The organism is Streptomyces sp. NBC_00009, assembly GCF_045040855.1.
In the GTDB taxonomy this organism is placed as follows: domain Bacteria; phylum Actinomycetota; class Actinomycetes; order Streptomycetales; family Streptomycetaceae; genus Streptomyces; species Streptomyces aureus.
Genome location: NZ_CP108312.1, coordinates 4,245,066 through 4,266,453, shown reverse-complemented (window position 1 = coordinate 4,266,453; position 21,388 = coordinate 4,245,066). Strand labels below are relative to the sequence as shown.

Below are 21,388 nucleotides of genomic sequence, written 5' to 3'. Positions count from 1 at the left end.
ATGGTCTGGGTTCTTCCTGTGGGTTCTTCCTCACATGGTTGGAGTCAGCTCATGACGCATTCGACCCGGGGATTGCGCAGGGGGGCTGTGACCGCCGTAGCGGTGGGAACGCTCGCGGTGCCGATAGCGGGTGGGTCCGCGTTCGCCACGCCGGCCTCCGTTTCCGGCGGCTCCAGCTCCGCCTCCGTCATCCGCGCCACCGACCCGCCCTCACCGTCCGATTCCGGGTCGGCAACCCCGGGCCAGGTTCAGAAGCTCACTCCCGCCGTGGAGAAGGAGCTCGACACCACCGTGCAGAAGGTCATGGCCGAGGCGAACGTTCCGGGCGTGACCGTCGGTGTGTGGACGCCGGACAAGGGCGAGTACGTGAAGTCCTTCGGCGTCGCCGACAAGAGCACCGGCCAGAAGATGTCGCCCGACCTGCACATGCGTATCGGCAGCGAGACCAAGACCTTCACCGTCACGTCGATACTGCAACTGGTCGACGAGAAGAAGGTCGGCCTCGACGACCCGATCGGGAAGTACATCGACGGCGTCCCCAACGGGGACAAGATCACGATCCGTCAGCTCGCCGAGATGCGCAGCGGACTCTTCAACTACTCGGCGGACGAAGACTTCTACAAGGCGCTGACGTCGAATCCGGAGCGGCCGTTCACCCCGCAGCAGCTGCTCGACTACTCGTTCAAGCACCCCGTGCTGTTCGAGCCGGGCAAGCAGTTCTACTACTGCAACACCAACCTCATCCTGCTCGGCCTCGTCGTCGAGAAGGAGAGCGGCCGGCCGCTCCACGACTACATCCAGGACAACATCCTCACCCCGGCCGGCATGAAGCAGACGCTGTTCCCGACCGGCAACGAGTTCCCGGAGCCGCGCTCGCAGGGCTACACGAACCAGACCGCGAGCGGGAAGATCGAGGACACGGTCGACTGGAACCCGTCCTGGGGCTGGGCGGCAGGCGCGATGATCTCCACGCTGAACGACCTGCGCATCTGGGCACCCACGGTCGCCACGGGCACGTTCCCCAACGGTGACGCGATGATCAGCCCCGCCGCGCAGAAGCAGCGCCTCATCACCCCGAAGACCACGATCCCGGGCGCGGGCTACGGCCTCGGCATCTTCAACGTCCAGGGCTGGATAGGCCACAACGGCTCCCTGCCGGGCTACGAGTCCCTGACGATCTACCTGCCGTCGGCCAAGGCGACGCTCGTGGTGGTCCTGAACACGGACATCAACCACGACAACTCGGAGCCGAGCACCCTCTTCGGCCAGGCGATCACCAAGATCATCTCCCCGGACAACGTCTTCAACCTGCCGGCCCAGCCCGCGGCGAGGTGACGAACCCGCAATCCCCGGCCCAGCTCATGAACATGCCTCCCATCCGCGCCGTCTGCGCAGGTGTCACATGATCGGCCGGACGGTCCCCACCTAGTCCTCGTCCCGCAGCCGCCGCCAGATGCGGGTGCGGTGCAGCACGTAGAAGGCCACGAACAGGACGGCCACCTGAAGCCCCACGGCGAGCAGCCAGAAGACGACCTTGCTCTCCAGTTCGTCGGTCAGGTAGGTGAAGTTCATACCGAAGAATCCGCTCAGGAACGTCAGCGGCAGGAAGATCGTCGACACGATGGCCAGCCGGTTGATCACGCCGTTCTGCTCGCCCGCGGCGAGGGAGGAGTAGCTGGCGAAAGCACGACGGGCGGCATCCTGGAGGGACTCGATATCCGTAAGGACCAGCCTCGCCGCGTGCTGGAACTCCTGGGCGAGTCTTTGCCGCTCCTCCGGGAAGTTGGGGTTCAGCATCCGGCGGGTGAAGACCTCGTCCACCACCTGAAGGTAGGGGAGCAGCGAGTGGTGCAGGAGGGCGGAGCGCCGTCGCAGCTTCGACAGGCGGTAGACCTGCTCGGGGCGCCGTTGCTGGAACATGTCGTCCTCGAGTTCCTCCGTCAGCAGCAGGTCCTGCACGGCGGCCCGTCGGAAGGTCGCCAGCGCCTCCTGGAGCAGCAGGAAGAGCACGGCCACGACGTCGGGGGGCCCCTCGTGCCGGAGCTGCGCGGAGATGTTCGACGCCAGGCCCGCCTGGCCACGGTGAACGGTGACCAGGAACTGCTCGGTCACGAGCGCGTGGATGTAAGCGACCTGGTCGTCGTGGACCACGGGCACGACGAAGCCGGCCTTCTCCCCCAGGAAATCGGCCCGCGCGGGCTCGTCCTTCCTGCCGAACCAGTCCAGGTCGTCAGCCTCCAGGCCGAGCTGACGGGCCACACCCTCGCCATCCGCCGGCGCTTCTTCCGGCAGTTCGACGTCGACGATCAGAAACCGGGCCGCGGCGAGCCGCTCACGTGCCTCAGACACATCCGTACGGGTCACGGTCACGTCCGGCATCGACACCATCGTTACGATCATGGCCCTCACCGTTGGTTACGACTCCGACGGTCCCAGCGTGCGTGCGGTCCGGTAGCTCCGCACTCGGACACCGTCATGTGCGGCACCGTGCGGACCGGACGGGTGACGAGCTCACTCGCAGGAGGGGACGAGGGGGCCTGCCCTGCTCGGTGCGGACAGAAGCTCTCGGAGTGAGTCCCAGGAAGGTTCCAGCTCGACCTCTCGAGAGGCCGGACCGCTGCATCGGCAGCGACCGACGGCCATCCGAGGATCGCCTGTCCAGGGTGAGGACGGCCTTGGGGATGACGGCCATGCAGCTCCGGCCCTACGTCCGCGTGGAGGGCTGAGTTGCGGTGTCCGCCCGGGCTGGGCACGGGGAACGCGCTGAGCTGCTGGTGCAGCTCGGGGTGGTGGCCGTGACGGGGCTGCCGAATCTGCGGCTGCCCCGGGTGGTCAGCTGAGACGCGGGTCGTCGGCCGAGAGCTGATCGGGACCGGCCGCGCCTGGTACGGCAGCAGAGCCCCGATACGGCAGCAGGGCCCGGACCGCGCGTCGCGGTCCGGGCCCTGCCCCGTGCGGTGCCGCCCTGCGGCGGCGGTGCGTCAGCTCTGTGCGGTGTCGTCGCCCGCCTGCCCGGCGCCCTCAGCTGCGCCTGCCTTCTCGCGCATCTTGCGCACCAGCTCCGCCTTCTGGTCGGCGGCACCCTGGCGGTCGAGGTTGCGGTGCGGACCGTTGTTCTGCCGTTCGGCGCGGGACAGCCTCTTGCGCTGGCCGCCGCCCATGCCCACGGGGTTGTTGATGTTCTTGCTCACGGTCACGGGTTCTCCCGGTAATGATGTGAAGTGATCTACGGATTCATCTGTGGGGGACGGGCGGCGACGTCGAAGGACGTCAGCAGGGACCCATCACGCTCTCACTCGTAAATCGGCGTCTGGAAGAACATGACAAAGACGTTACCTGGTTCCGTCGGCCCCGCACACCAACCTTTTCGCCGCCCCGGCGTCGGCCGGGCCTTCGGCGAGCCCCCGGGGTCAGCCGTTTCCTTCCGGGGAATCTCAGCACCGCCGGCACCCGCCGGTGGTCGCCGCCCGCCCGGGGCAGGTGAAGATGCGCGTTACTGGGCCGCCGCGGGCCGGAGGCGGAGCTACTGCGCCGTGGGAAGACGCGGCTCCAGAGGTCGCTTCCCGCCAGCGCTACTGATCATGCTCGACATCTGCGTGCGCTTCTGGCGCGGCGAGGCCTGACGGCCCACAGACGGCCCGGAGCGCGGAAAAGCCACCCACCACACAGAGAACCCGCAGGTGGGGAGCTTGCAGCTCGCTGCCTACTACTTCTTGCCCAGGGTCTGGCGGGCCCGTCTTTTGGGCCTGGTCAGCGCATGTCATACCCCAACTGACCTGCGATCGGGCGGTCGTTGGTGGTCGTCGTCTGTCGTTGTTGGTCGTCCTCGGAGGTCCCAGAGAGGTCCCGGGATTGGCGCCCTGAGCCGCTAGTGGCTTGTCGCGTCGCCTGTCGTCTGGCTTGTCGCTTGTCGGCTCGCAGGTCAGACGCGGTTTCCGTTCCCACGGCAGGCACGGAAGCGTCCTTGTCCTGCGGGCGACAGACGCTGCCCCCTCCGGAACAACGAAGAGACCACCCATCCGGCCGGGGTGGTCTCTTCGTTCTAGGGCCTGTCCGACGGGTCGCGTCACCGACCCCGCACCCGACAGCACTGTCACCCGAATGGCGCAACATGACGTGCCATCCACATGGCGATTAAGCTGAATAGTGCCCCAACCGAGATAATCCGTGAAAGGGGAACCAAATGCGCATTCGACGAATTCTCCCCGCCATCATCGCCACGGCAGCCCTCGCCGGACTCGGCCTCACAGGCGCCGCCAGCGCCACCGCACCCGCACAGGGTGCCCCAACCGACGTCACCCCTTCTCAGTGCAAGCAGGGCGGCGGAACACCCGATCTGACGGACAACCTCTGTAAGGGCGGTACGCACAACGGGGAGATGGTCGACTAAACCCCACAAGGCGCCCCGCAGCCACGCGCCGCGGGGTCCCGCGCGAGCGTAGCCGGGAGAGTCGCAGGGACTGTGCCGACCCGTCGGGCACGCTAGGTCCGAGTCGGCCCGGAAGCACGCGGCGGGCGGGAGCTCCCGAACGCCGTCGCGCGCGAGCGCAGCGAGCTGCATCAAGGCTCTTGCTGAATACCTCGGGCACTCGGACGCGGGCCTGACCCTGAAGGTGTACGCGCACCTCATGCCCAGCAGCCGGGACCGCGCCCGGAAGGCTCTCGGGCGAGCGCTGCGACCGCAGGACCGAGGGGCTGAGGGCCCAGCGAGGGCCCAGCGAGGGCCCAGGACACGAAAACGCCCCCGAGCCGCGCCGTATGCGCAGCTCAGGGGCATGATCGTGAAAGCTACTTCTTCTTGCCCTGGTTCTTGACCGCCTCGATCGCCGCCGCGGCCGCGTCCGGGTCCAGGTACGTGCCGCCCGGGTTCAGGGGCTTGAAGTCCGCGTCGAGCTCGTAGGACAGCGGGATGCCCGTCGGGATGTTCAGGCCCGCGATGTCGGCGTCGGAGATGCCGTCGAGGTGCTTGACCAGGGCGCGCAGGCTGTTGCCGTGGGCCGCGACCAGGACCGTCTTGCCGTCCAGGAGGTCCGGGACGATGTCGTCGAACCAGTACGGGAGCATGCGGACGACGACGTCCTTGAGGCACTCCGTCTGCGGGCGCAGCTCCGGCGGGAGGCTCGCGTAGCGCGCGTCGTCGAACTGGGAGTACTCCGCGTCGCGGGCCAGCGGCGGCGGCGGGGTGTCGTACGAGCGGCGCCAGAGCATGAACTGCTCCTCGCCGAACTCGGCCAGCGTCTGCGCCTTGTCCTTGCCCTGGAGCGCACCGTAGTGCCGCTCGTTCAGGCGCCAGGAGCGGTGGACGGGGATCCAGTGGCGGTCCGCGGCCTCCAGCGACAGCTGGGCCGTGCGGATCGCGCGCTTCTGGAGCGAGGTGTGGACGACGTCGGGGAGCAGGCCTGCGTCCTTGAGCAGCTCACCGCCGCGGACTGCCTCCTTCTCGCCCTTCTCGTTGAGGTTGACGTCCACCCAACCGGTGAACAGGTTCTTCGCGTTCCATTCGCTCTCGCCGTGGCGGAGGAGGATCAGCTTGTACGGTGCGTCGGCCATGGCTCCGAGCCTAATCCAAGCCTCCGGCGGCCTGCGCGCCCGGCCACGGGCCGGACGGTACGGGCCCGGACGGTACGGAGGCGGGTCCCGCCGACGATTGACGGCCAGCGTCAATTGAGTGGCTGCGGCCGCCCTCCCCCACGTAAGTTACGGACTTGGCCGGCGCCGCTTACAGGCCCATCAGGCCGCACCCACGCCGCACGCGCCCCAGGGGGGATCCGTCCCGATGTCCGTCACCGCACTCAGACGGGCCGCACACGAGAGTGTGTCCGGTCTGCCGCGCCAGTTCTGGTGGCTGTGGACCAGCACCCTGATCAACCGCCTGGGCGGCTTCGTCCTCACGTTCATGGCGCTGTACCTGACCACCGAGCGCCACTTCTCCGCGTCGTACGCGGGTCTGGTCGCCGCGCTCATCGGGCTCGGCGGCATGATCGCGTCGCTGCTCGGCGGGGTGCTCGCGGACCGGATCGGGCGGCGCCCCACCCTCCTCGCCGCGCAGCTCGCGACCGCCGCGACCGTCGCCGTCCTCGCCTTCGTGCGCGACCCCGCCGGGATCGCGGTGACCGGCTTCCTGCTCGGCGTCGCCTCGAACGCGTCGCGTCCCGCCGTGCAGGCGATGATGGCCGACCTCGTCGCGCCGAAGGACCGCGTGCGGGCCTTCTCCCTCAACTACTGGGCCATCAACCTCGGCTTCGCCGTCTCCTCCGTCTACGCCGGTTTCCTCGTCGCCGCCAGCTACACCGCCGGCTTCCTCCTGGAGGCCGCGATGACGCTGGCCTGCGCGGTCCTGGTGTTCATGAAGGTGCCCGAGTCGCGGCCCGAGCGCGCCGAGCCGAAGCCCGACGCGGCGCCCGTCGCCGACGTGACCATGCTGACCGTCCTGCGCGACGGCCGGTACATGCTGATGGTGGGGCTGTCGTTCCTCATCTCCGTCGTCTTCACGCAGTCCTCGTCCGGGCTGCCCATCGTCATGGGGCAGGCGGGGCTGAGCAGTTCGGACGTCGGGCTCGTCGCCGCCGTCAACGGCATCGTCATCGTGGCGCTGCAGATCCCGCTGACCCGTTTCATCGAGAAGCGCGACGCGGGCCGGCTCCTGACGGTCTCCTCCCTCCTCATCGGCTACGGCTTCGCGCTCACCGCGTTCGCCGGGTCGATGGCCGCCTACGCCCTGATCGTCGTCGTGTGGACGCTCGGCGAGATGGTCAACGCGCCCACGCAGTCCGGCCTGGTGGCGCGGCTCGCCCCGACCCACGGGCGCGGCCGCTACCAGGGCATGTACTCCATGTCGTGGTCCGTGGCGGCCCTGGTCGCGCCGCTCGCGTCGGGCGTGACGATCGACCGGTTCGGCGCGGGGTGGCTGTGGGCGGGCTGCGCGGCGATCGGGACGGTCGCGGCGGCCGGGTACTGGATCCTGATGCGGGGGCTGCCCACGGAGGAGCAGCCTGTCACTCCCGTCCCCAGCCCCGAAAAGACTGGGGCCGAGCCCGAGCTCACCGCCTGACGCTCACCGACTGACCGACGACCGCTGCGCGTCGTACAGGTTCCGCGGCCGGACCGTGTCCGACACCCCGTCGCCGTACAGCTCGAGCCGCGCATGCAGGTCCCCGGTGAAGTCCGGGACGTCGGTCTGGTCGAACTCGCGGACCGTGTTGACGGCGACGGTCGCGCTGTACGGCGCGAGTCCGTCGAGGCGCATCAGACCGGCGCGCTGGTTCGTGACGCGGATGTTCCAGTGCGTGAAGCGCGCCCCGAAGAGCGGTCCCGCCGACGCGTCGCCGCCGTGGCGGCCGTTGTTGTTCACGGTGATGTCGGTGCGCACGTTCGCGAAGGGCATGCCGCGGTGCGAGTCGAACGTGCCCATCTCCATCTCGCCGCGCGACCACACGTTGTACGACGACAGGCCCTCGACGTTGATGCCGTGCAGCTGCGTGCCCGCGGGGGCGGGGACGGTGCGCTGCTCGATCGTGAACGACTCGACGAGGTTGTCGTGGGAGCCCTCACGGCAGAAGTACGGGTGGTGCGAGCCGCGGCCCGCGACGCGCGTGCGGCGCAGCGTGCACGCGGACGCGGCGACCAGGCCGAAGCCGTTGTCGACGTGGCGCACGGTGACGTCGTCGGCCCAGCAGTCGTACGCGCACTGGAACGCGACGCCGTTGTAGCCCTTGTCGAGAAGGTGCTGCGACTGCGGGGTCTCGACGGCTTCGAGGGTCAGCGCCTCGACGCCCGAGCCGGTCAGGGCGCCGACGTGCGTGGTCAGCCGGGGGTCCCACTCGGGGCGTACGTCGAGGGGGAGCGGGCGTTCGAAGGTGACGCGGCGGCCGTGCACGGAGGCGATCCGGACCGGCCATTCGTAGGGCACGTACGAGGTCAGCTTGGTCTTGTCGTCCCAGAAGTACGCCTCGGGGCCCGGGCCGCCGCCCGCCATGTGTTCGAGGAGGGTGTGGCCGGGGTCGTCGGCGAGGCGCAGGAGGACCAGGTCGCCGCGGGAGAGGCGGGACGCGTCCGCGACCGTCACCGACCAGGAGCCGCGGGTGGCGGGCCCGACCGCCGTCAGCGTGTCCCACTCGTCGCGCTTGTTGCCCGTCCAGCCCTCGAAGGGCCAGGCCTTCGCCCCGATCGCGTCGGTGAGGGTGCGGAAGCGGTCCTCGGGGCAGAGCCAGATCAGGCCGCCCGCCCAGGACCAGCTGGACTTGTCGCCGCCGTAGCGGGAGCCGTAGACGCCGACGAGTTCGGTGAGGCTGCGGGTCGCGTACAGCTTGGTGCGGGTGCTGCCCGCGCCGCGCAGGACGACGCCGGAGTGGCCGATGCGGATGAGGTCGTCGATGCGGTACGTGCCCGGGGGCAGGTGGACCGTGCCCCCGCCGGCCCGTCCGGCGTCGGCGAGGGCACGGTTGATCGCGGGGGCGGCGTCGGCCGAGCCGTCGGGGCGCGCGCCGTAGTCGCGTACGACGTCGGCGACGACGCGGGGGCGGGCGAAGCCTTGACGGCCCGCGCGGTATCCGGCCCGTCCGACGTACGGGATCTGCGGGTGCGTGTAGGGGGTGCGGGTGAACTCGCGCCAGATGGGCGGGACTTCACCGGACGGTGGCGTGGCGGCCCGCGCGCCGGTTCCCGTCACCGCCACGGCCGCCACCGCTGTCGCGCTGCTCAACAACCCGCGCCTGCTGAGGTTCTCCACCGCCGCCACCCTCCACACGATTCAGGTCGAAGACATTCCAGGAAGTTCAAAGATATGAACGTCGTTCATGTCTGCGTCGGCCGCGAGCATGCCATGGCGACCCCTGCGGCGGAAGGGGTCACGCAACAGTCAACCGGCAGGAGAGGGGCGCTACTTGGCGGGGCGCTGAGTCAGATTCGTGAACGCGTCGAGGTTGCGCGTGGACTCCCCGCGTGACACCCGCCAGGCGTACTCGCGACGGATCGCGCTCGCGAAACCGAGTTCCAGGAGCGTGTTGAAGGAGCCGTCCGCGGCCTCCAGGACCGAGCCGAGGAGGCGGTCGACCTCGTCCGGGGTGACGGCCGCGAGGGGCAGCTTGCCGGTGAGGTAGATGTCGCCGAGCTGGTCGACCGCGTAACTCACGCCGTACAGACGGAGGTTGCGCTCCAGGAGCCAGCGGTGGACGCCCTGCTCGTTCTCGTCCGGGTGCCGGATCACGAACGCGTTCAGCGAGAGCGAGTGCTTGCCGACGAGCAGCGAGAGCGTCGTCGACAGCTTGCGCGTCCCGGGCAGCTTCACGACGTACGACGAGCCGGGTTCGGGGCTCTCCCACTCGAGCTCGGCCTCGGTGAGGACCTGCTCGATGACCGCCGCCGCGCCGGCCATGGTGCTGTCAGCCATGCAGCGAGGGTACGTGACGGGGGTGGCGGTGCTCGTAGGTGGCCGCCGTGTACACGTCGGCCGTCGCGGAGGCTGCCATGTCCCAGCCGAAGCCCTGCGCGTGCGCCGCGGCGGCGGCGCCCATGCTGTCCACAAGCTGTGGATGGTCGGCGAACTCGCCCAGCCTGCGCGCGTACGCCGCCGGGTCGTGGCCCGGGACCAGGAAGCCGGTCGTCTCGTCGCGCACGGCGACGGGCAGACCGCCGACCGCGGCCGCGATCACCGGCGTACCGGCCGCCTGCGCCTCTATGGCGACGAGCCCGAAGGACTCGCTGTACGACGGCATGACGAGGACGGAGGCCGCGCGGAACCAGTCCGCGAGCTGGTCCTGCCCGACCGGCGGGCGGAAGCGGACGACGTCCGCGATGCCGAGCTTGGCGGCGAGCTTCTGCAGCCCCTCCGGCTTGGCCAGACCGCTGCCGCTGGGGCCGCCCACCACCGGCACGACCATCCGCGAGCGCAGCTCGGGCCGCTCGTCGAGGAGGACGGCGACGGCCCTGAGCAGGATGTCCGGCGCCTTGAGGGGCTGGATACGGCCCGCGAAGAGCGGGATCAGGGCGTCCTGCGGGAGCCCGAGGCGCTGGCGGGCCGCGGCACGCCCGTCGGCCGGGCGGAAGCGGTCCAGGTTCACGCCGGGGTGAACGACGGCGACCTTGCCGGGGTCCGCCTCGTAGTGGCGTACGAGCTCGCCGGCCTCCTCCGCGGTGTTCGCGATGAGCCGGTCGGCGGCGCGGACGATCTGGGTCTCGCCGATGACGCGCGCGGCGGGCTCGGGGGTGTCGCCCTCGGCGAGAGCGGCGTTCTTGACCTTGGCCATGGTGTGCATGGCGTGTACGAGGGGGACGCCCCAGCGCTCGGCAGCCAGCCAGCCGACGTGACCGGAGAGCCAGTAGTGCGAGTGGACGAGGTCGTAGTAGCCCGGCCGGTGGCCCGCCCACGCCTGCATCACGCCGTGCGTGAAGGCGCACAGCTGGGCCGGCAGCTCCTCCTTGGCGAGACCCTCGTACGGGCCCGCGTCCACGTGCCGGACGAGGACGCCGGGCGCCAGCTCGACGGAGGGGGGCAGTGCGCCGGTCGTGGCGCGCGTGAAGATCTCGACCTCGATGTTGATCGCGGCGAGGCGCTTGGCGAGCTCGACGATGTAGACGTTCATGCCGCCCGCGTCGCCCGTGCCGGGCTGGTGGAGCGGTGACGTGTGCACGCTCAGCATGGCCACGCGACGCGGTCTGCGGTGCGCGCCGGGGAACCTGAGCCGCGGGGACGAGGCCCCGGAACGGCGGAGCCTGGACACGTACTGGCTCACGTGGCGGTCCTCCTTGCTGCGGGCACGACTCGTCGGGGGGGGGCGCGGAACCGCGGGCGCGGAGCCCGGGCACAACCCTCCTTCAGCCCCTCCAACACCGGAGGTCTCCGCTCCATTTCCGTTTTGCCGAATCATTACTGTCAGGGACTCAACCCTGGGGCGCCCGGGGCGGGCGCATACCCTCGTACCCATGAGCCCGCGCCCCCCGTCCCGCCCCGTGGGAACGGTCACACGCGGGACCACCAACCCCAATCGCCTGCGCCGCATGGACCGCTGGATCGCGGCCACGCACGGCGCCGCCCTGCGCCGCGCCGACCACCCCGTCGCCGTCGATCTCGGCTACGGAGCCGCGCCCTGGACCGCGGTCGAGCTGCTGCACCGACTGCGCACCGTGGCGCCACGCACGCGCGTGGTGGGCATCGAGATCGAGCCCGCGCGGGTCGCCGCCGCCCTCCCCTACGAACAGGACGGCCTCACCTTCCGCCACGGCGGCTTCGAGGTGCCCCTCCCCCACGACCCGCTCCTGATCAGGGCCGCGAACGTGCTGCGCCAGTACGACGAGGACCAGGTCGCCGACGTATGGCGGCGGCTGACCGCACGGCTCGCGCCCGGCGGGCTCCTGGTCGAGGGGACCTGCGACGAGATCGGCCGCCGCCACGTGTGGGTGGCGCTCGGACCCGAGGGCCCCCGCACGGTCACCTTCGCGACCCGCCTCGGCTCCCTCGACCGCCCCTCCGACCTCGCCGAGCGCCTCCCCAAGGCGCTGATCCACCGCAACGTGCCGGGCGAGCCGGTCCACGCGTTCCTGCGCGACTTCGACCGCGCCTGGGCGGCGGCCGCCCCCTACGCCTCGTACGGGGCGCGGCAGCGGTGGATCCGGACGGCACGGGCGCTGAGCGCGGACTGGCCGGTGCTCGACCGGCCTGCGCGCTGGCGGCAGGGGGAAGTGACGGTCGCCTGGGGGGCGTTGGCTCCTCGGGACTGACGACGGCGTGTCCGGAGCCCGAGGGAACGATCTCCGGGGGCCGTACGTCAGACGGTGCGGGGCAGGGGCGTGCGGGACCGATGGGGCGGGCCGGGAGCGGATGGGGAGTTGTTGCCCGGCTCTGTCACATTCGGCGCCGGCATGGCACCATCCCCAGGGCATCCGTAAGTTACTGACGGTAAATCAGTTTTGGTGGGTCTTCACGGCTTGGGGGCGGAGCGCGATGAGCAGGCGGAGCACGACAGTCATGGCGGCCGTGGCGCTGGTCAGCGCGTTGACCGTACTGACGGCGCCAGGCGCCGCGTACGCGAGTCCCGCGCGGCCCGCGCCGCCGTCGACGTCCGACAGAAGCACGGACCTTGAGCAGGTCCGCGCCCAGCTCGACGGGCTCTACCACGACGCGGCCGTCGCCACGGAGGCGTACAACGCGGCCGAGGAGAAGGCCGAGAAGCAGTCGGGGCAGATCGTCCAGCTGGCCAAGGACATCGTCGCCGGCCAGAAGAAGCTGGACCGGCTGAAGGCCCGCGCGGGCGCCGCGGCCCGCCAGCAGTACCGCGACGGCGGGATGCCGCCGGAGGCGCAGCTGATGCTCTCGGACGACCCCTCGCGGTTCCTGGACGGCGCGGACCGGATGCGGCAGGGGCAGCACGCCACCAAGGGGCTCATGGGCGAGATGGCCCGGACGCAGGAGGACCTGCAGACGTACGCCCAGGACGCCACGCGGAACTGGAAGAAGCTCGAGGCCGGCCGCAAGGAGAAGGCCCGGGCACAGAAGAAGATCAAGAGCAAGATCGCGGCCGCCGAGAAGCTCGAGTCACAGCTCGAGAAGGAGGAGCGGGAGCGGCTGAAGAAGCTGGAGCAGCAGGCCGAGTACAAGCGGCAGACGGCCTGGCTCAGCTCGGGGGTCCTGAAGGACATCAAGGGCAGCGCGTCGGCGCGGGGCAAGAAGGCGGTCGCGTTCGCCACCGGCCAGCTCGGCAAGCCGTACGTGTGGGGCGCCGAGGGTCCCGGCTCCTACGACTGCTCGGGCCTGACCTCACAGGCGTGGTCGGCGGCCGGACGGCCGATCCCGCGGACCTCGCAGGAGCAGTGGAAGCAGCTCAAGCACATCGACATCAAGGACATGCGCCCCGGCGACCTGATCATCTACCACGACGACGCCAGCCACGTCGGGATGTACATAGGGGACGGCGCCATCGTGCACGCGCCGCGCCCCGGGCGGAACGTCACGATCGCGGGCGCGGGCTCGATGCAGATCCTGGGGGTCGTCCGCCCGGACGCGTGACGGGCCTCGCCAGGGGGCGACCGGGCCCATATTCAGCCCGTCCGGCGATTGAGGACGAGCCCGAAGGGCGATGCGCCCCGCGCCGGACGGGCCAGATGCCGTCCGGTGACCTGCGCCACGTGACCCACGGCACTGAAACGGCTCCGGTTGCAGTCCTCCCACGTGACCTTCGTCATCCTCGAAACCCCCGCCGGAGGCGCTGGCGTGCCCAATTCCGTTAGCTGATGCGGCATATGACAGTGGCGGTTTGCTTCTCACCATTCCGTTGCGATGCCGCCTACCGCTAAGGTCCACCGTCGGTGGTGCGATGCCCTTCGCTCCACCACGCCCTCGGGGGGAGGGAAGGAACCGAGCGATGCCCGTACCCATACCGCGGCAGAGAGCTATCCCGGCCGTGGAAGGTGGTCAGGCTCCGACAGTGCCGACACCGCCCGCCACGCTGCCCCGGCAGCCCACGGCCTCCGGCGCCCAGAGCGGCGGAGGTGGCCCTCTGACGCTCCTCGTCATCGAGGACGACCCCACCGCCTCCCTCGGCGTGCCCGAACTGACCGACTCGGCGGGCAAGCCGATCCGCGTCCGTACCGCCCGCAACCTCACCGAGGCCGAGCGGCTCCTCACCGACGACGTCCACTGCATCCTGCTCGACCTCGCCCTGCCCGCGCCCGGCGCGGCCACGGACGCCGGCGAGCTGGAGACACTCCGGCACGTCCTGCGCCTCGCGCCGCGGCACGCCGTCCTCGCCCTCACCGCGTCCGGCGACGCGGAGCGCGGCGCCGAGGCCGTGCGCGTCGGCGCACAGGACTATCTGTTCCGCGACGAGCTGGACGGCCGCCTGCTGGGCCGTGCCGTCCGCTACGCCGTCGAGCGCAAGCGCGCCGACGTCGCCCAGCGCAAGCTCGCCGAGTCCCGGCTGCGCGCCCAGGAGAACGCCCGCCTGGAGCGCGGCCTCCTCCCGACGCCGCTCCTGGACGGCTCCCCGCTGCGCTTCGCGGCCCGCTACCGCCCCGGCCGCTCCCGCGCGCTGCTCGGCGGCGACTTCTACGACGCCGTCCGCACGCCCGACGGCACGGTGCACGCCATGATCGGCGACGTCTGCGGGCACGGCCCCGACGAGGCGGCGCTCGGTGTCGAACTGCGCATCGCCTGGCGGGCGTTGACGTTCGCCGGCCTGTGCGGCGACGAACTGCTCTCCACGCTCCAGCAGGTCCTCGAACACGAGCGGGCGGACGACGAGATCTTCGCGACGCTGTGCACGGTCGACATCTCCCCCGACGGCCGCAGCGCGGGCCTGTGCCTGGCGGGTCACCCGTCGCCGCTGATAGCGCGCCCGGGCCGGCGCGCCGAGCTGCTCCCGTACCAGGACAACGGCCCTGCGCTCGGCCTGCTGCCGCGCGCCCGCTGGCCGCGCCGTCAGGTCGAGCTCGGCCCGACGTGGAGCCTGATGCTCTACACGGACGGCCTGATCGAGGGACGGGTCGGCGACGGCAAGCAGCGCCTGGGCCAGGACGGCATGGTGGACATGGTGCGCCGCAGGCTCACGGAGGGGCTGCGCGGTGAGGAACTCATCGACGCGACGGTGAACGAGGCCCGCGACCTCAACGGCGGCGACCTCACGGACGACGTGGCAGTCGTCCTTCTGGACCGGGGGAACTAGCCCCTGGTCCGGGGGGCGACCGCGCCCCCGGGATCCGGAGGGCTCAGCGCCCGCCGTTGTACGGCCCGTACGGACCGTCACTGCTGGAGCCGCCGCCACGGCGGCCCCGGCCGCCGCCCGACACCTGCTGGAGCGCGGGCCGCACGTCCACGAAGAAGACGATCGTCGCGACGAGCCCCGCGAGCTGGAGGAACAGCATCGGGACGAGCAGATTCACCGCGACCGCGATGCCGAGGATGATCAGCCAGAACATCTTGTTCTGCTTGTCCGCCGCGCGGAACGCGTCCTCGCGCGAGAACGCGGCCATCACCAGAGCAACCACCGCGAGCACGAGCATGGCGGTGTAGAGCAGCCACATCAAGCCGCCGAAAGCCGACATCAGCACAACGCCCACCACCCGAGTCAGATCAGTCCTACGCGGTCACCGTACCCGGTGAACGGGCCGGACACTCGGTAAGTGCCCGGCCCGCCCCTCGGTACGCTCCGTACCGCTTTGTTCACCCGGCCGTGCCGCTACTTGGCGGAGGGCGCGGTCTTCTTCACGGTCGTCGTCTTCTTGGCCGGGGCCTTCTTGACGGCCACTGGCTTCTTGGCGGACGCCTCGGCCGGCCCAGGCTTCGCGGCGGCCCGGTCGTCGGCCACGGCGACGGGCTCCGTGTCGGGCTCGACGGCCTCGGCGACCTCGAGGATCTCGTCGGCCGCCTCACCGCGCCAGGCCCGCACGGTCTCCTCGCCGTGCTCGGCGACCTTCTCGTACGTCTCGCGGGCCTTGACGGCGTACTCGGCGGCGACGCCGACACCGCGCAGCGCGAGGTCCTGAGCGGACTCGCCGATCTTCTTCAGGTCGGTGTCGAGCGTGCCGAGCACCTCGGTGACCTTGGCCTGGATGGCCGCCTGGGCCTCCTTGGCGCGGCCGGCCGCCTTCTCCTGGACGTCCTTCGGGTCGGTGTTGCGCACGGCCTCGAACCGGGCCGGGGCCTCGGCGCGCAGCTGCTCCACGATGCCGGGCACCTTCTTCGCCTGCTGATAGGCGAGCTCGGCCGTGCCGGCGGCGAAGTAGAGGGGGGTCGGGTTGCTGAGGGTCTTGCGCAGGTCGTCGGTGATGGCCATGGCGTGGTCCTCCCGGATCACATCGGCTTCAGCTTGAGGGTTCGGCACCGCTGCTCCCGGCCGTGCGGGGGCCGTCGGCGGGGTGTTCCTGACTGTCGTGCTGTACCTCGGTCCCGTTCTCTTTTCTGAAGGACTCGTAGATCTGCAACAGCACTTGTTTCTGGCGCTCGTTGAGCGTGGGGTCGGCGAGGATGACGGCGCGCGTCTCCACCTCTTCCCGATCCCGCTCCGCATCGAGGATCCCGGCCCGCACGTACAGCGTCTCCGCGGAGATCCGCAGGGCCTTGGCCACCTGCTGGAGGACCTCCGCGCTCGGCTTGCGAAGACCGCGCTCGATCTGGCTCAGATACGGATTGGACACCCCGGCGGCATCGGCGAGCTGCCTGAGCGAGAGCTGCGCACTGCGGCGCTGCTCGCGCAGGTACTCACCGAGATTGCCGACGTTGAGCGATGCCATGCTTCGATAGTGCCTCGCCGGTGCTAACTATTGCAAGCGACTGCTTGCAAAAGTGCGCCACGCCACCCGGAAGGCGGCGTGAGGCCTACGCGCGAGGGCCCGTTTCCGGTTCTCCGTCGAGGACTTGGGCGTCGATGACGCGCCCGCCCCCGGCCGGTCCGTTCCTGACGGGGCGGGTGAGGATCTTGGCCACGCACGCGGGTATGACCGAGCCCGGCTCGTGACTGCGGGCCCGGTACGCGCTCGGGGTCTCGCCGACCAGCTCGGTGAAACGCGAGCTGAACGACCCCAGCGACGTACAGCCGACCTCGAAGCAGACCTCCGTCACGCTCAGATCGCCCCGCCGCAGCAGCGCCTTGGCCCGCTCGACACGGCGGGTCATCAGATAGCTGTACGGGGTTTCGCCGAAGGCCGCCCGGAAGCTGCGGGAGAAGTGCCCGGGCGACATGTGCGCGGCACGCGCCAGGGCCGGGACGTCGAGGGGCTGCGCGTAGTCGCGGTCCATCATGTCCCGGGCCCGGCGCAGCCTTACGAGGTCATCGAGCGTCACGCTGCCAGCGTACGGCCGGGCCCGTGCCCGCGTCCGGCCACTCGCCGCAAGCCCCCGTTCCTCGTACAGCCCTATTCCCCGTACGGATCGCTCGGATCACCGTCGAGGACGGTGATGTCCAGGTGGCGCAGGCGCTCCGGTTCCGCGATCACGTCGATGCCCGTGATCAGGCCGCCGGTGAGCGTGAAGACGAGCACCAGGAACAGGCGGCCGCCGGGTGCCATCACGAGGCCGGCCGAGCCGTCGATCAGCGCGGGACCGGTGAACAGGGCGCGGCCCGTGGCGGCCATCGCGCCGTGGGCCACCGTGGCGGCGCCGCGGACCACGACGGGCTCGGGGGTCGGGACGACCGTACGGTCCGCGTGGAGTACCACGTCCGGGTGGAGCAGGGCGACCAGCGCGTCGAAGTTCCCGCCGCGCGTGGCGGCCAGGAACGCCTCGACGACCTGGCGCCTGCGCGGCAGATCGGCGCCGGGCGCCGGGGCGACGCCCCTGACGCGGCGGCGGGCGCGGCTGGCGAGCTGCCTGGTCGCGGCCGGGGTCCGCTCGATCAGCGGCCCGATCTCGTCGAACGGCACGGCGAACATGTCGTGCAGCACGAAGGCGAGCCGCTCGGCGGGGGTCAGCGTGTCGAGTACGACGAGGAGGGCGACGCCGACCGAATCGGCGAGCAGCGCCTCCTCCTCGGGGTCACGCCCGTCCTCCGGGGCGGCGTCCGGGTCGGGGACGTACGCGTCGAGGGGGTCCTCGCGGCGGTTCTCGCGGGCGCGCAGCATATTGAGGCACACGCGCGACACGACCGTGGTCAGCCAGCCGGTGAGGTTCTCGATGCCGGCCGGCGCGTCCCCGTCTCCCCGCTCCTCCCCGTCCTCGTGATGCGTGTGCGCGTCGGCCGTGCGGCTGAGGCGCAGCCAGGTCTCCTGCACGGCGTCGTCCGCCTCGGTCACCGAGCCGAGCATCCGGTACGCCACCGCGCGCAGCCGGATCCTGTCCTTCTCGAAACGCTCGGACAGCGATGCGTTCTCGTCCATCGGTCACATTCCTCGTTCGGCGCGGGTCAAAGAAGCAGACGTCGAGAACCTACCGACCCGGACGGGGCGCGAAGCCCCGGTCCGCACAACCAACGGGAGTAGCCATGACTGCACCGATCCTGGTCACCGGCGGCACGGGCACGCTGGGCGGCCACGTCGTCCCCCTGCTGCGCAAGGCCGGCCACCCGGTCCGCGTGCTCAGCCGGCACGGCCGCGAGTCCGCCGACGGCGTCGAGTACGTGCGTGCCGACCTGCTCGACGAAGAAGACCCGGGACTGCGGACGGCGCTGACGGGGACCGAGATCGTCCTCCACCTCGCGGGCGGCCCCAAGGGCGACGACGTGGCGACCCGGAACCTGGTGCGGGCGGCGCAGCAGGCCGGGGTGAAGCACCTCGTCTATATCTCGGTGACCGGCGCGGACACGGTCCCGGTGGCCTGGCTCAGGAACAAGCTGGCCGCCGAGCGGGCCGTCGCCGAGTCCGGCATACCGTTCACGACGCTGCGGGCCGCCCAGTTCAACGACCTCGTCCTCGGCGTGGTCGAGAAGATGACGAAGCTGCCGGTGCTCCCGGTCCCGGGCGGGCTCCGCTTCGAACCGGTCGACTCGCGCGACGTGGCCGCCCGCCTGGTGGAGCTGGCACTCGGCGAGCCGGCCGGCCTGGTACCGGACCTGGCCGGCCCCAAGGTGTACGGGATGGCCGAACTGAGCGCCGGCTACCTCCGGGCCACGGGCAGGCGCAGGCCGAAGCTGCCGGTCCGCATCCCCGGGAAGGCGGGCCGCGCGTACCGGGCCGGGGAGAACCTGGCGCGCGAGGGTGCGGCCAGGGGCGAGCGGACGTGGGAGGCGTTCGTCGGCGAGCGGGTCGGCGGGTGACGGGATGCACCGGACGTGCGCCCAAGGGTGCCCCCAGGGGTGCGCCAAGTTGCAGATAATCCGTAACGGATCAAATTGGCTACCCTGGAACTCATGACCTCCATGGCGCCCACCCGCACCGAACCGGACCTCTCCTTCCTGCTCGACCGCACCAGCCATGTGCTGCGTACGCAGATGGCGGCGGCCCTCTCCGAGATCGGCCTCACGGCCCGGATGCACTGCGTACTGGTGCACGCCCTGGAGGAGGAGCGCACCCAGGCGCAGCTCGCGGAGATCGGCGACATGGACAAGACCACGATGGTGGTGACGGTCGACGCCCTGGAGAAGGCGGGCCTCGCCGAGCGGCGCCCGTCCGCGCGGGACCGGCGGGCGCGGATCATCGCGGTCACGGAGAAGGGTGCTCAGGTCGCCGTGGAGAGCCAGGCGATCGCCGACCGCGTCCACGAAGCGGCGCTCGGCTCACTCCCCGAGACAGAGCGCGAGGTTCTGCTGCGCGCGCTGAACCGCCTGGTCGACGGCCACCTGGCCACCCCGCCCGAGAGCCCGCACCCGGCACCCCGCAGGGCACGCCGGCACTAGCCACCCGCCCCCGCTCACCTACCCACCCACGCATGCACCCGTAAAAGATAGTCTGCAACAAAACTATCTGCTACGGTCATTCCTGTTGGCTCACAGCGGCTCCCGCAGTGGCCCTTTGACAGGAGATGACCGTAAATGCCTGCCGTTTCCGCACCACTCCGCACCCTTCCGGCACTCCTCACCCCTCAGCGCTCCAGGTGGCCGGCCCTCGGTGTCCTGGCCACGGGGATGCTGATGACGGTCCTCGACGGCAGCATCGTGACCGTGGCGATGCCGGCCATCCAGAGCGATCTGGGGTTCACCCCGGCGGGCCTCAGCTGGGTCGTCAACGCCTACCTGATCGCGTTCGGCAGCCTGCTGCTGCTCGCCGGGCGGCTCGGCGACCTCGTCGGACGCAAGCGGCTGTTCCTCGTGGGCACGGCGGTCTTCACCGCGGCCTCGCTCCTGGCGGGCGTGGCCACGAGCCCCGCGGTCCTGATCGCCGCGCGGTTCCTCCAGGGCGTCGGCAGCGCACTGGCCTCCGCCGTCAGCCTCGGCATCCTCGTCACGCTGTTCACCGAACCCCGCGAACGCGCCAGGGCCATCGCCGTGTTCAGCTTCACCGGCGCCGCCGGGGCCTCGATAGGGCAGGTCCTGGGCGGCCTGCTCACCGACGGCCTCAGCTGGCACTGGATCTTCTTCATCAACCTGCCCATCGGGCTCGCGGCCCTCGCGGTCGCCGTGCCCGCCCTGCCCCGCGACCGAGGCCTCGGACTCAGGGCGGGTGCCGACACGACCGGCGCGCTGCTCGTCACCGGCGGCCTGATGCTCGGGATCTACTCCGTCGTCAAGGTCGAGGAGTACGGCTGGACTTCGGCCCGCACGCTCGGGACCGGGGCCGTCGCCGCGGTCCTGCTCGCCGGGTTCTTCGTCCGGCAGGCAAGGGCCCGTACGCCGCTCATGCCGCTGCGGATCCTGCGCTCGCGCAGCGTCGCCGGGGCGAACCTGGTCCAGATGCTGATGGTGGCCGCGCTGTTCTCCTTCCAGATCCTGGTCGCGCTCTACCTCCAGCAGGTCCTCGGCTACGGCGCCGCGGAGACCGGCCTCGCCATGCTCCCCGCCGCCGCCGTCATCGGCGCGGTCTCCCTCGGCGTCTCGGCCCGCCTCAACGCCCGCTTCGGCGAACGGAACGTGCTGCTCACCGGGATCGCGCTCCTCATCGGCGTACTCGGACTCCTCGCCCGGGTCCCCGTGCACGCGCACTACGCCACCGACATCCTCCCGGTGATGCTCCTCGCGGCAGGCTTCGGCCTCGCCCTGCCCGCGCTGACCTCGCTCGGCATGTCCGGGGCGAGCGAGGCCGAAGCCGGGCTCGCCTCCGGTCTCTTCAACACCACCCAGCAGATCGGCATGGCCGTCGGCGTCGCCGTGCTCTCCACGCTCGCCGCGTCCCGCACCCGCTCGCTCACCGCACAGGGCGGCACCCGCGCCGAGGCCCTCACCAGCGGCTACCACCTGGCCTTCACGGTCGGTACGGGTCTGCTCGTCGCCGCGTTCGTGATCGCGTACGGGGTGCTGCGCGGCCCCCGTACGACGACAGCCTGACCCGCATCCCCTGTCCCGCGTCCCACACCAGCCACATCACACACCAGCTCGAACTCGATCCCGATGGAGTTGTCATGGCAGCGAAGAGCGGTCCCGCGCCCCGGGTCCTCACCGACGAAGAGCTCCAACTACTGCTGTCCCGCGGCGGGTTCGGGACGCTGGCGAGCGTCCGGCGCACCGGGCACCCGCACCTGTCCACCGTGCTCTACCACTGGAGTCCCGGCGAGCGCGTCCTGCGCGTCTCCACCACGACCGACCGCCTCAAGGCCCGTCAGCTGCGGAGCGATCCGCATGCCGCGCTGCACGTCACCGGCCCCGACATGTGGTCGTTCGCCGTCGCCGAGGGCGAGGCCGAGGTGTCGGACGTGACGGCTGCGCCCGGCGACGCCGTCGGGCGCGAACTCCTCGCCATGACGCCGGGGTTCGACGATCCCGCGCAGGAGGCGGAGTTCCTCGGCCGGCAGGTCGAGGAGAGCCGCGTGGTGATCAGGCTCAAGGTGACCCGGCTCTACGGGACGGCGCTCGACATCCCGAAGTGAGCGGGCGGC

At 70.9% G+C, this 21,388-nt stretch carries 21 protein-coding genes and 1 pseudogene; 11 read left to right on the top strand and 11 right to left on the bottom strand.

From position 1 onward, the window contains the following. Positions 1–51: 51 nt before the first annotated feature. Entirely contained in the window at positions 52–1,335 is a 1,284-nt protein-coding gene (locus OHA58_RS19350) for a serine hydrolase domain-containing protein (RefSeq protein ID WP_405480199.1), read from the top strand. Positions 1,336–1,425: 90 nt separating this feature from the next. Here OHA58_RS19350 and OHA58_RS19345 read toward each other — a convergent pair whose 3' ends face one another. Beyond that, positions 1,426–2,400 carry a CorA family divalent cation transporter gene (locus OHA58_RS19345; protein WP_405480197.1) on the bottom strand — a complete coding sequence of 325 codons (975 nt, stop codon included), beginning with the start codon at positions 2,398–2,400 and terminating at the stop codon, positions 1,426–1,428. Positions 2,401–2,981: 581 nt separating this feature from the next. Next, positions 2,982–3,197 (bottom strand): DUF6243 family protein, encoded by a 216-nt coding sequence (locus OHA58_RS19340; RefSeq protein ID WP_030988248.1) that lies wholly within the window; start codon positions 3,195–3,197, stop codon positions 2,982–2,984. A 986-nt stretch (positions 3,198–4,183) separates the two neighbouring features. Between OHA58_RS19340 and OHA58_RS19335 the strand changes: the two genes are divergently transcribed. After that, entirely contained in the window at positions 4,184–4,390 is a 207-nt protein-coding gene (locus tag OHA58_RS19335; RefSeq protein ID WP_405480195.1) for a hypothetical protein, read from the top strand. A gap of 157 nt (positions 4,391–4,547) precedes the next feature. Continuing rightward, a pseudogene (locus OHA58_RS19330) lies at positions 4,548–4,688 on the top strand (site-specific integrase); the annotation flags it as partial. Between the two features lie 100 nt (positions 4,689–4,788). Here OHA58_RS19330 and OHA58_RS19325 read toward each other — a convergent pair. Then, a complete protein-coding gene (locus OHA58_RS19325) occupies positions 4,789–5,550 on the bottom strand; it encodes a phosphoglyceromutase (RefSeq protein WP_116512303.1) in 762 nt (253 codons plus the stop codon). A gap of 226 nt (positions 5,551–5,776) precedes the next feature. Here OHA58_RS19325 and OHA58_RS19320 point away from each other — a divergent pair, with 226 nt between their 5' ends. Further along, positions 5,777–7,051: an MDR family MFS transporter gene (locus OHA58_RS19320; RefSeq protein ID WP_405480193.1), complete on the top strand. Its 1,275-nt coding sequence runs from the start codon at positions 5,777–5,779 to the stop codon at positions 7,049–7,051. 3 nt (positions 7,052–7,054) lie between these two features. Here the strand turns inward: OHA58_RS19320 and OHA58_RS19315 are convergent, their stop codons facing one another. The 3 genes from OHA58_RS19315 to mshA form a co-directional block, all read right to left on the bottom strand. Further along, the gene (locus OHA58_RS19315; RefSeq protein WP_405480191.1) at positions 7,055–8,728 is read right to left on the bottom strand and encodes a glycoside hydrolase family 55 protein; all 1,674 of its coding nucleotides are present in this window, start codon (positions 8,726–8,728) and stop codon (positions 7,055–7,057) included. 150 nt (positions 8,729–8,878) lie between these two features. Further along, complete coding sequence (locus OHA58_RS19310; protein ID WP_405485040.1) at positions 8,879–9,373, bottom strand: YbjN domain-containing protein; 495 nt, start codon at positions 9,371–9,373, stop codon at positions 8,879–8,881. Between the two features lie 7 nt (positions 9,374–9,380). Next, positions 9,381–10,730 carry a D-inositol-3-phosphate glycosyltransferase gene (gene mshA, locus OHA58_RS19305; RefSeq protein ID WP_405480190.1) on the bottom strand — a complete coding sequence of 450 codons (1,350 nt, stop codon included), beginning with the start codon at positions 10,728–10,730 and terminating at the stop codon, positions 9,381–9,383. A gap of 190 nt (positions 10,731–10,920) precedes the next feature. On the opposite strand from mshA, the gene OHA58_RS19300 reads away from it, so the two are divergent. The 3 genes from OHA58_RS19300 to OHA58_RS19290 all read left to right on the top strand — a co-directional run bounded on the left by OHA58_RS19300 (position 10,921) and on the right by OHA58_RS19290 (position 14,654). Continuing rightward, positions 10,921–11,715 carry a class I SAM-dependent methyltransferase gene (locus tag OHA58_RS19300; protein ID WP_405480188.1) on the top strand — a complete coding sequence of 265 codons (795 nt, stop codon included), beginning with the start codon at positions 10,921–10,923 and terminating at the stop codon, positions 11,713–11,715. A 223-nt stretch (positions 11,716–11,938) separates the two neighbouring features. Then, positions 11,939–13,000: an NlpC/P60 family protein gene (locus OHA58_RS19295; RefSeq protein ID WP_405480187.1), complete on the top strand. Its 1,062-nt coding sequence runs from the start codon at positions 11,939–11,941 to the stop codon at positions 12,998–13,000. A gap of 355 nt (positions 13,001–13,355) precedes the next feature. Further along, positions 13,356–14,654, top strand: a complete 1,299-nt coding sequence (locus OHA58_RS19290) for a PP2C family protein-serine/threonine phosphatase (protein ID WP_405480185.1) — start codon at positions 13,356–13,358, stop codon at positions 14,652–14,654. Between the two features lie 43 nt (positions 14,655–14,697). On the opposite strand, the gene OHA58_RS19285 is transcribed toward OHA58_RS19290, so the two are convergent. From OHA58_RS19285 to OHA58_RS19265, 5 genes are all read right to left on the bottom strand, one after another. Further along, a complete protein-coding gene (locus tag OHA58_RS19285; RefSeq protein ID WP_116512297.1) occupies positions 14,698–15,039 on the bottom strand; it encodes a DUF2516 family protein in 342 nt (113 codons plus the stop codon). A gap of 128 nt (positions 15,040–15,167) precedes the next feature. After that, positions 15,168–15,764: a hypothetical protein gene (locus OHA58_RS19280; RefSeq protein ID WP_405480183.1), complete on the bottom strand. Its 597-nt coding sequence runs from the start codon at positions 15,762–15,764 to the stop codon at positions 15,168–15,170. Between the two features lie 28 nt (positions 15,765–15,792). Further along, positions 15,793–16,221 (bottom strand): helix-turn-helix domain-containing protein, encoded by a 429-nt coding sequence (locus OHA58_RS19275; protein WP_116512296.1) that lies wholly within the window; start codon positions 16,219–16,221, stop codon positions 15,793–15,795. Between the two features lie 85 nt (positions 16,222–16,306). Continuing rightward, positions 16,307–16,771, bottom strand: coding sequence for a helix-turn-helix transcriptional regulator (locus OHA58_RS19270; RefSeq protein ID WP_405480181.1), 465 nt, complete (start codon positions 16,769–16,771; stop codon positions 16,307–16,309). A gap of 71 nt (positions 16,772–16,842) precedes the next feature. Beyond that, positions 16,843–17,802, bottom strand: coding sequence for a sigma-70 family RNA polymerase sigma factor (locus OHA58_RS19265; protein WP_405480179.1), 960 nt, complete (start codon positions 17,800–17,802; stop codon positions 16,843–16,845). A 104-nt stretch (positions 17,803–17,906) separates the two neighbouring features. On the opposite strand from OHA58_RS19265, the gene OHA58_RS19260 reads away from it, so the two are divergent. From OHA58_RS19260 to OHA58_RS19245, 4 genes are all read left to right on the top strand, one after another. Further along, complete coding sequence (locus OHA58_RS19260) at positions 17,907–18,677, top strand: SDR family oxidoreductase (protein WP_405480177.1); 771 nt, start codon at positions 17,907–17,909, stop codon at positions 18,675–18,677. A 93-nt stretch (positions 18,678–18,770) separates the two neighbouring features. Next, positions 18,771–19,256, top strand: coding sequence for a MarR family winged helix-turn-helix transcriptional regulator (locus tag OHA58_RS19255; protein ID WP_405480176.1), 486 nt, complete (start codon positions 18,771–18,773; stop codon positions 19,254–19,256). Positions 19,257–19,391: 135 nt separating this feature from the next. Then, entirely contained in the window at positions 19,392–20,840 is a 1,449-nt protein-coding gene (locus OHA58_RS19250; protein ID WP_405480174.1) for an MFS transporter, read from the top strand. Between the two features lie 74 nt (positions 20,841–20,914). After that, the gene (locus OHA58_RS19245; protein WP_405480173.1) at positions 20,915–21,379 is read left to right on the top strand and encodes a TIGR03618 family F420-dependent PPOX class oxidoreductase; all 465 of its coding nucleotides are present in this window, start codon (positions 20,915–20,917) and stop codon (positions 21,377–21,379) included. The last annotated feature ends 9 nt before the right edge of the window (positions 21,380–21,388 follow it).

What these genes read in the sequence shown, in the direction of transcription:
- OHA58_RS19350 (WP_405480199.1), top strand. Translation starts at nt 52, where the DNA reads ATGACGCATTCGACCCGGGGATTGCGCAGGGGGGCTGTGACCGCCGTA.
- OHA58_RS19345 (WP_405480197.1), bottom strand. Translation starts at nt 2,400, where the DNA reads ATGATCGTAACGATGGTGTCGATGCCGGACGTGACCGTGACCCGTACG.
- OHA58_RS19335 (WP_405480195.1), top strand. Translation starts at nt 4,184, where the DNA reads ATGCGCATTCGACGAATTCTCCCCGCCATCATCGCCACGGCAGCCCTC.
- OHA58_RS19325 (WP_116512303.1), bottom strand. Translation starts at nt 5,550, where the DNA reads ATGGCCGACGCACCGTACAAGCTGATCCTCCTCCGCCACGGCGAGAGC.
- OHA58_RS19320 (WP_405480193.1), top strand. Translation starts at nt 5,777, where the DNA reads ATGTCCGTCACCGCACTCAGACGGGCCGCACACGAGAGTGTGTCCGGT.
- OHA58_RS19310 (WP_405485040.1), bottom strand. Translation starts at nt 9,373, where the DNA reads ATGGCCGGCGCGGCGGCGGTCATCGAGCAGGTCCTCACCGAGGCCGAG.
- OHA58_RS19300 (WP_405480188.1), top strand. Translation starts at nt 10,921, where the DNA reads ATGAGCCCGCGCCCCCCGTCCCGCCCCGTGGGAACGGTCACACGCGGG.
- OHA58_RS19295 (WP_405480187.1), top strand. Translation starts at nt 11,939, where the DNA reads ATGAGCAGGCGGAGCACGACAGTCATGGCGGCCGTGGCGCTGGTCAGC.
- OHA58_RS19290 (WP_405480185.1), top strand. Translation starts at nt 13,356, where the DNA reads ATGCCCGTACCCATACCGCGGCAGAGAGCTATCCCGGCCGTGGAAGGT.
- OHA58_RS19280 (WP_405480183.1), bottom strand. Translation starts at nt 15,764, where the DNA reads ATGGCCATCACCGACGACCTGCGCAAGACCCTCAGCAACCCGACCCCC.
- OHA58_RS19275 (WP_116512296.1), bottom strand. Translation starts at nt 16,221, where the DNA reads ATGGCATCGCTCAACGTCGGCAATCTCGGTGAGTACCTGCGCGAGCAG.
- OHA58_RS19265 (WP_405480179.1), bottom strand. Translation starts at nt 17,802, where the DNA reads ATGGACGAGAACGCATCGCTGTCCGAGCGTTTCGAGAAGGACAGGATC.
- OHA58_RS19260 (WP_405480177.1), top strand. Translation starts at nt 17,907, where the DNA reads ATGACTGCACCGATCCTGGTCACCGGCGGCACGGGCACGCTGGGCGGC.
- OHA58_RS19255 (WP_405480176.1), top strand. Translation starts at nt 18,771, where the DNA reads ATGACCTCCATGGCGCCCACCCGCACCGAACCGGACCTCTCCTTCCTG.
- OHA58_RS19250 (WP_405480174.1), top strand. Translation starts at nt 19,392, where the DNA reads ATGCCTGCCGTTTCCGCACCACTCCGCACCCTTCCGGCACTCCTCACC.
- OHA58_RS19245 (WP_405480173.1), top strand. Translation starts at nt 20,915, where the DNA reads ATGGCAGCGAAGAGCGGTCCCGCGCCCCGGGTCCTCACCGACGAAGAG.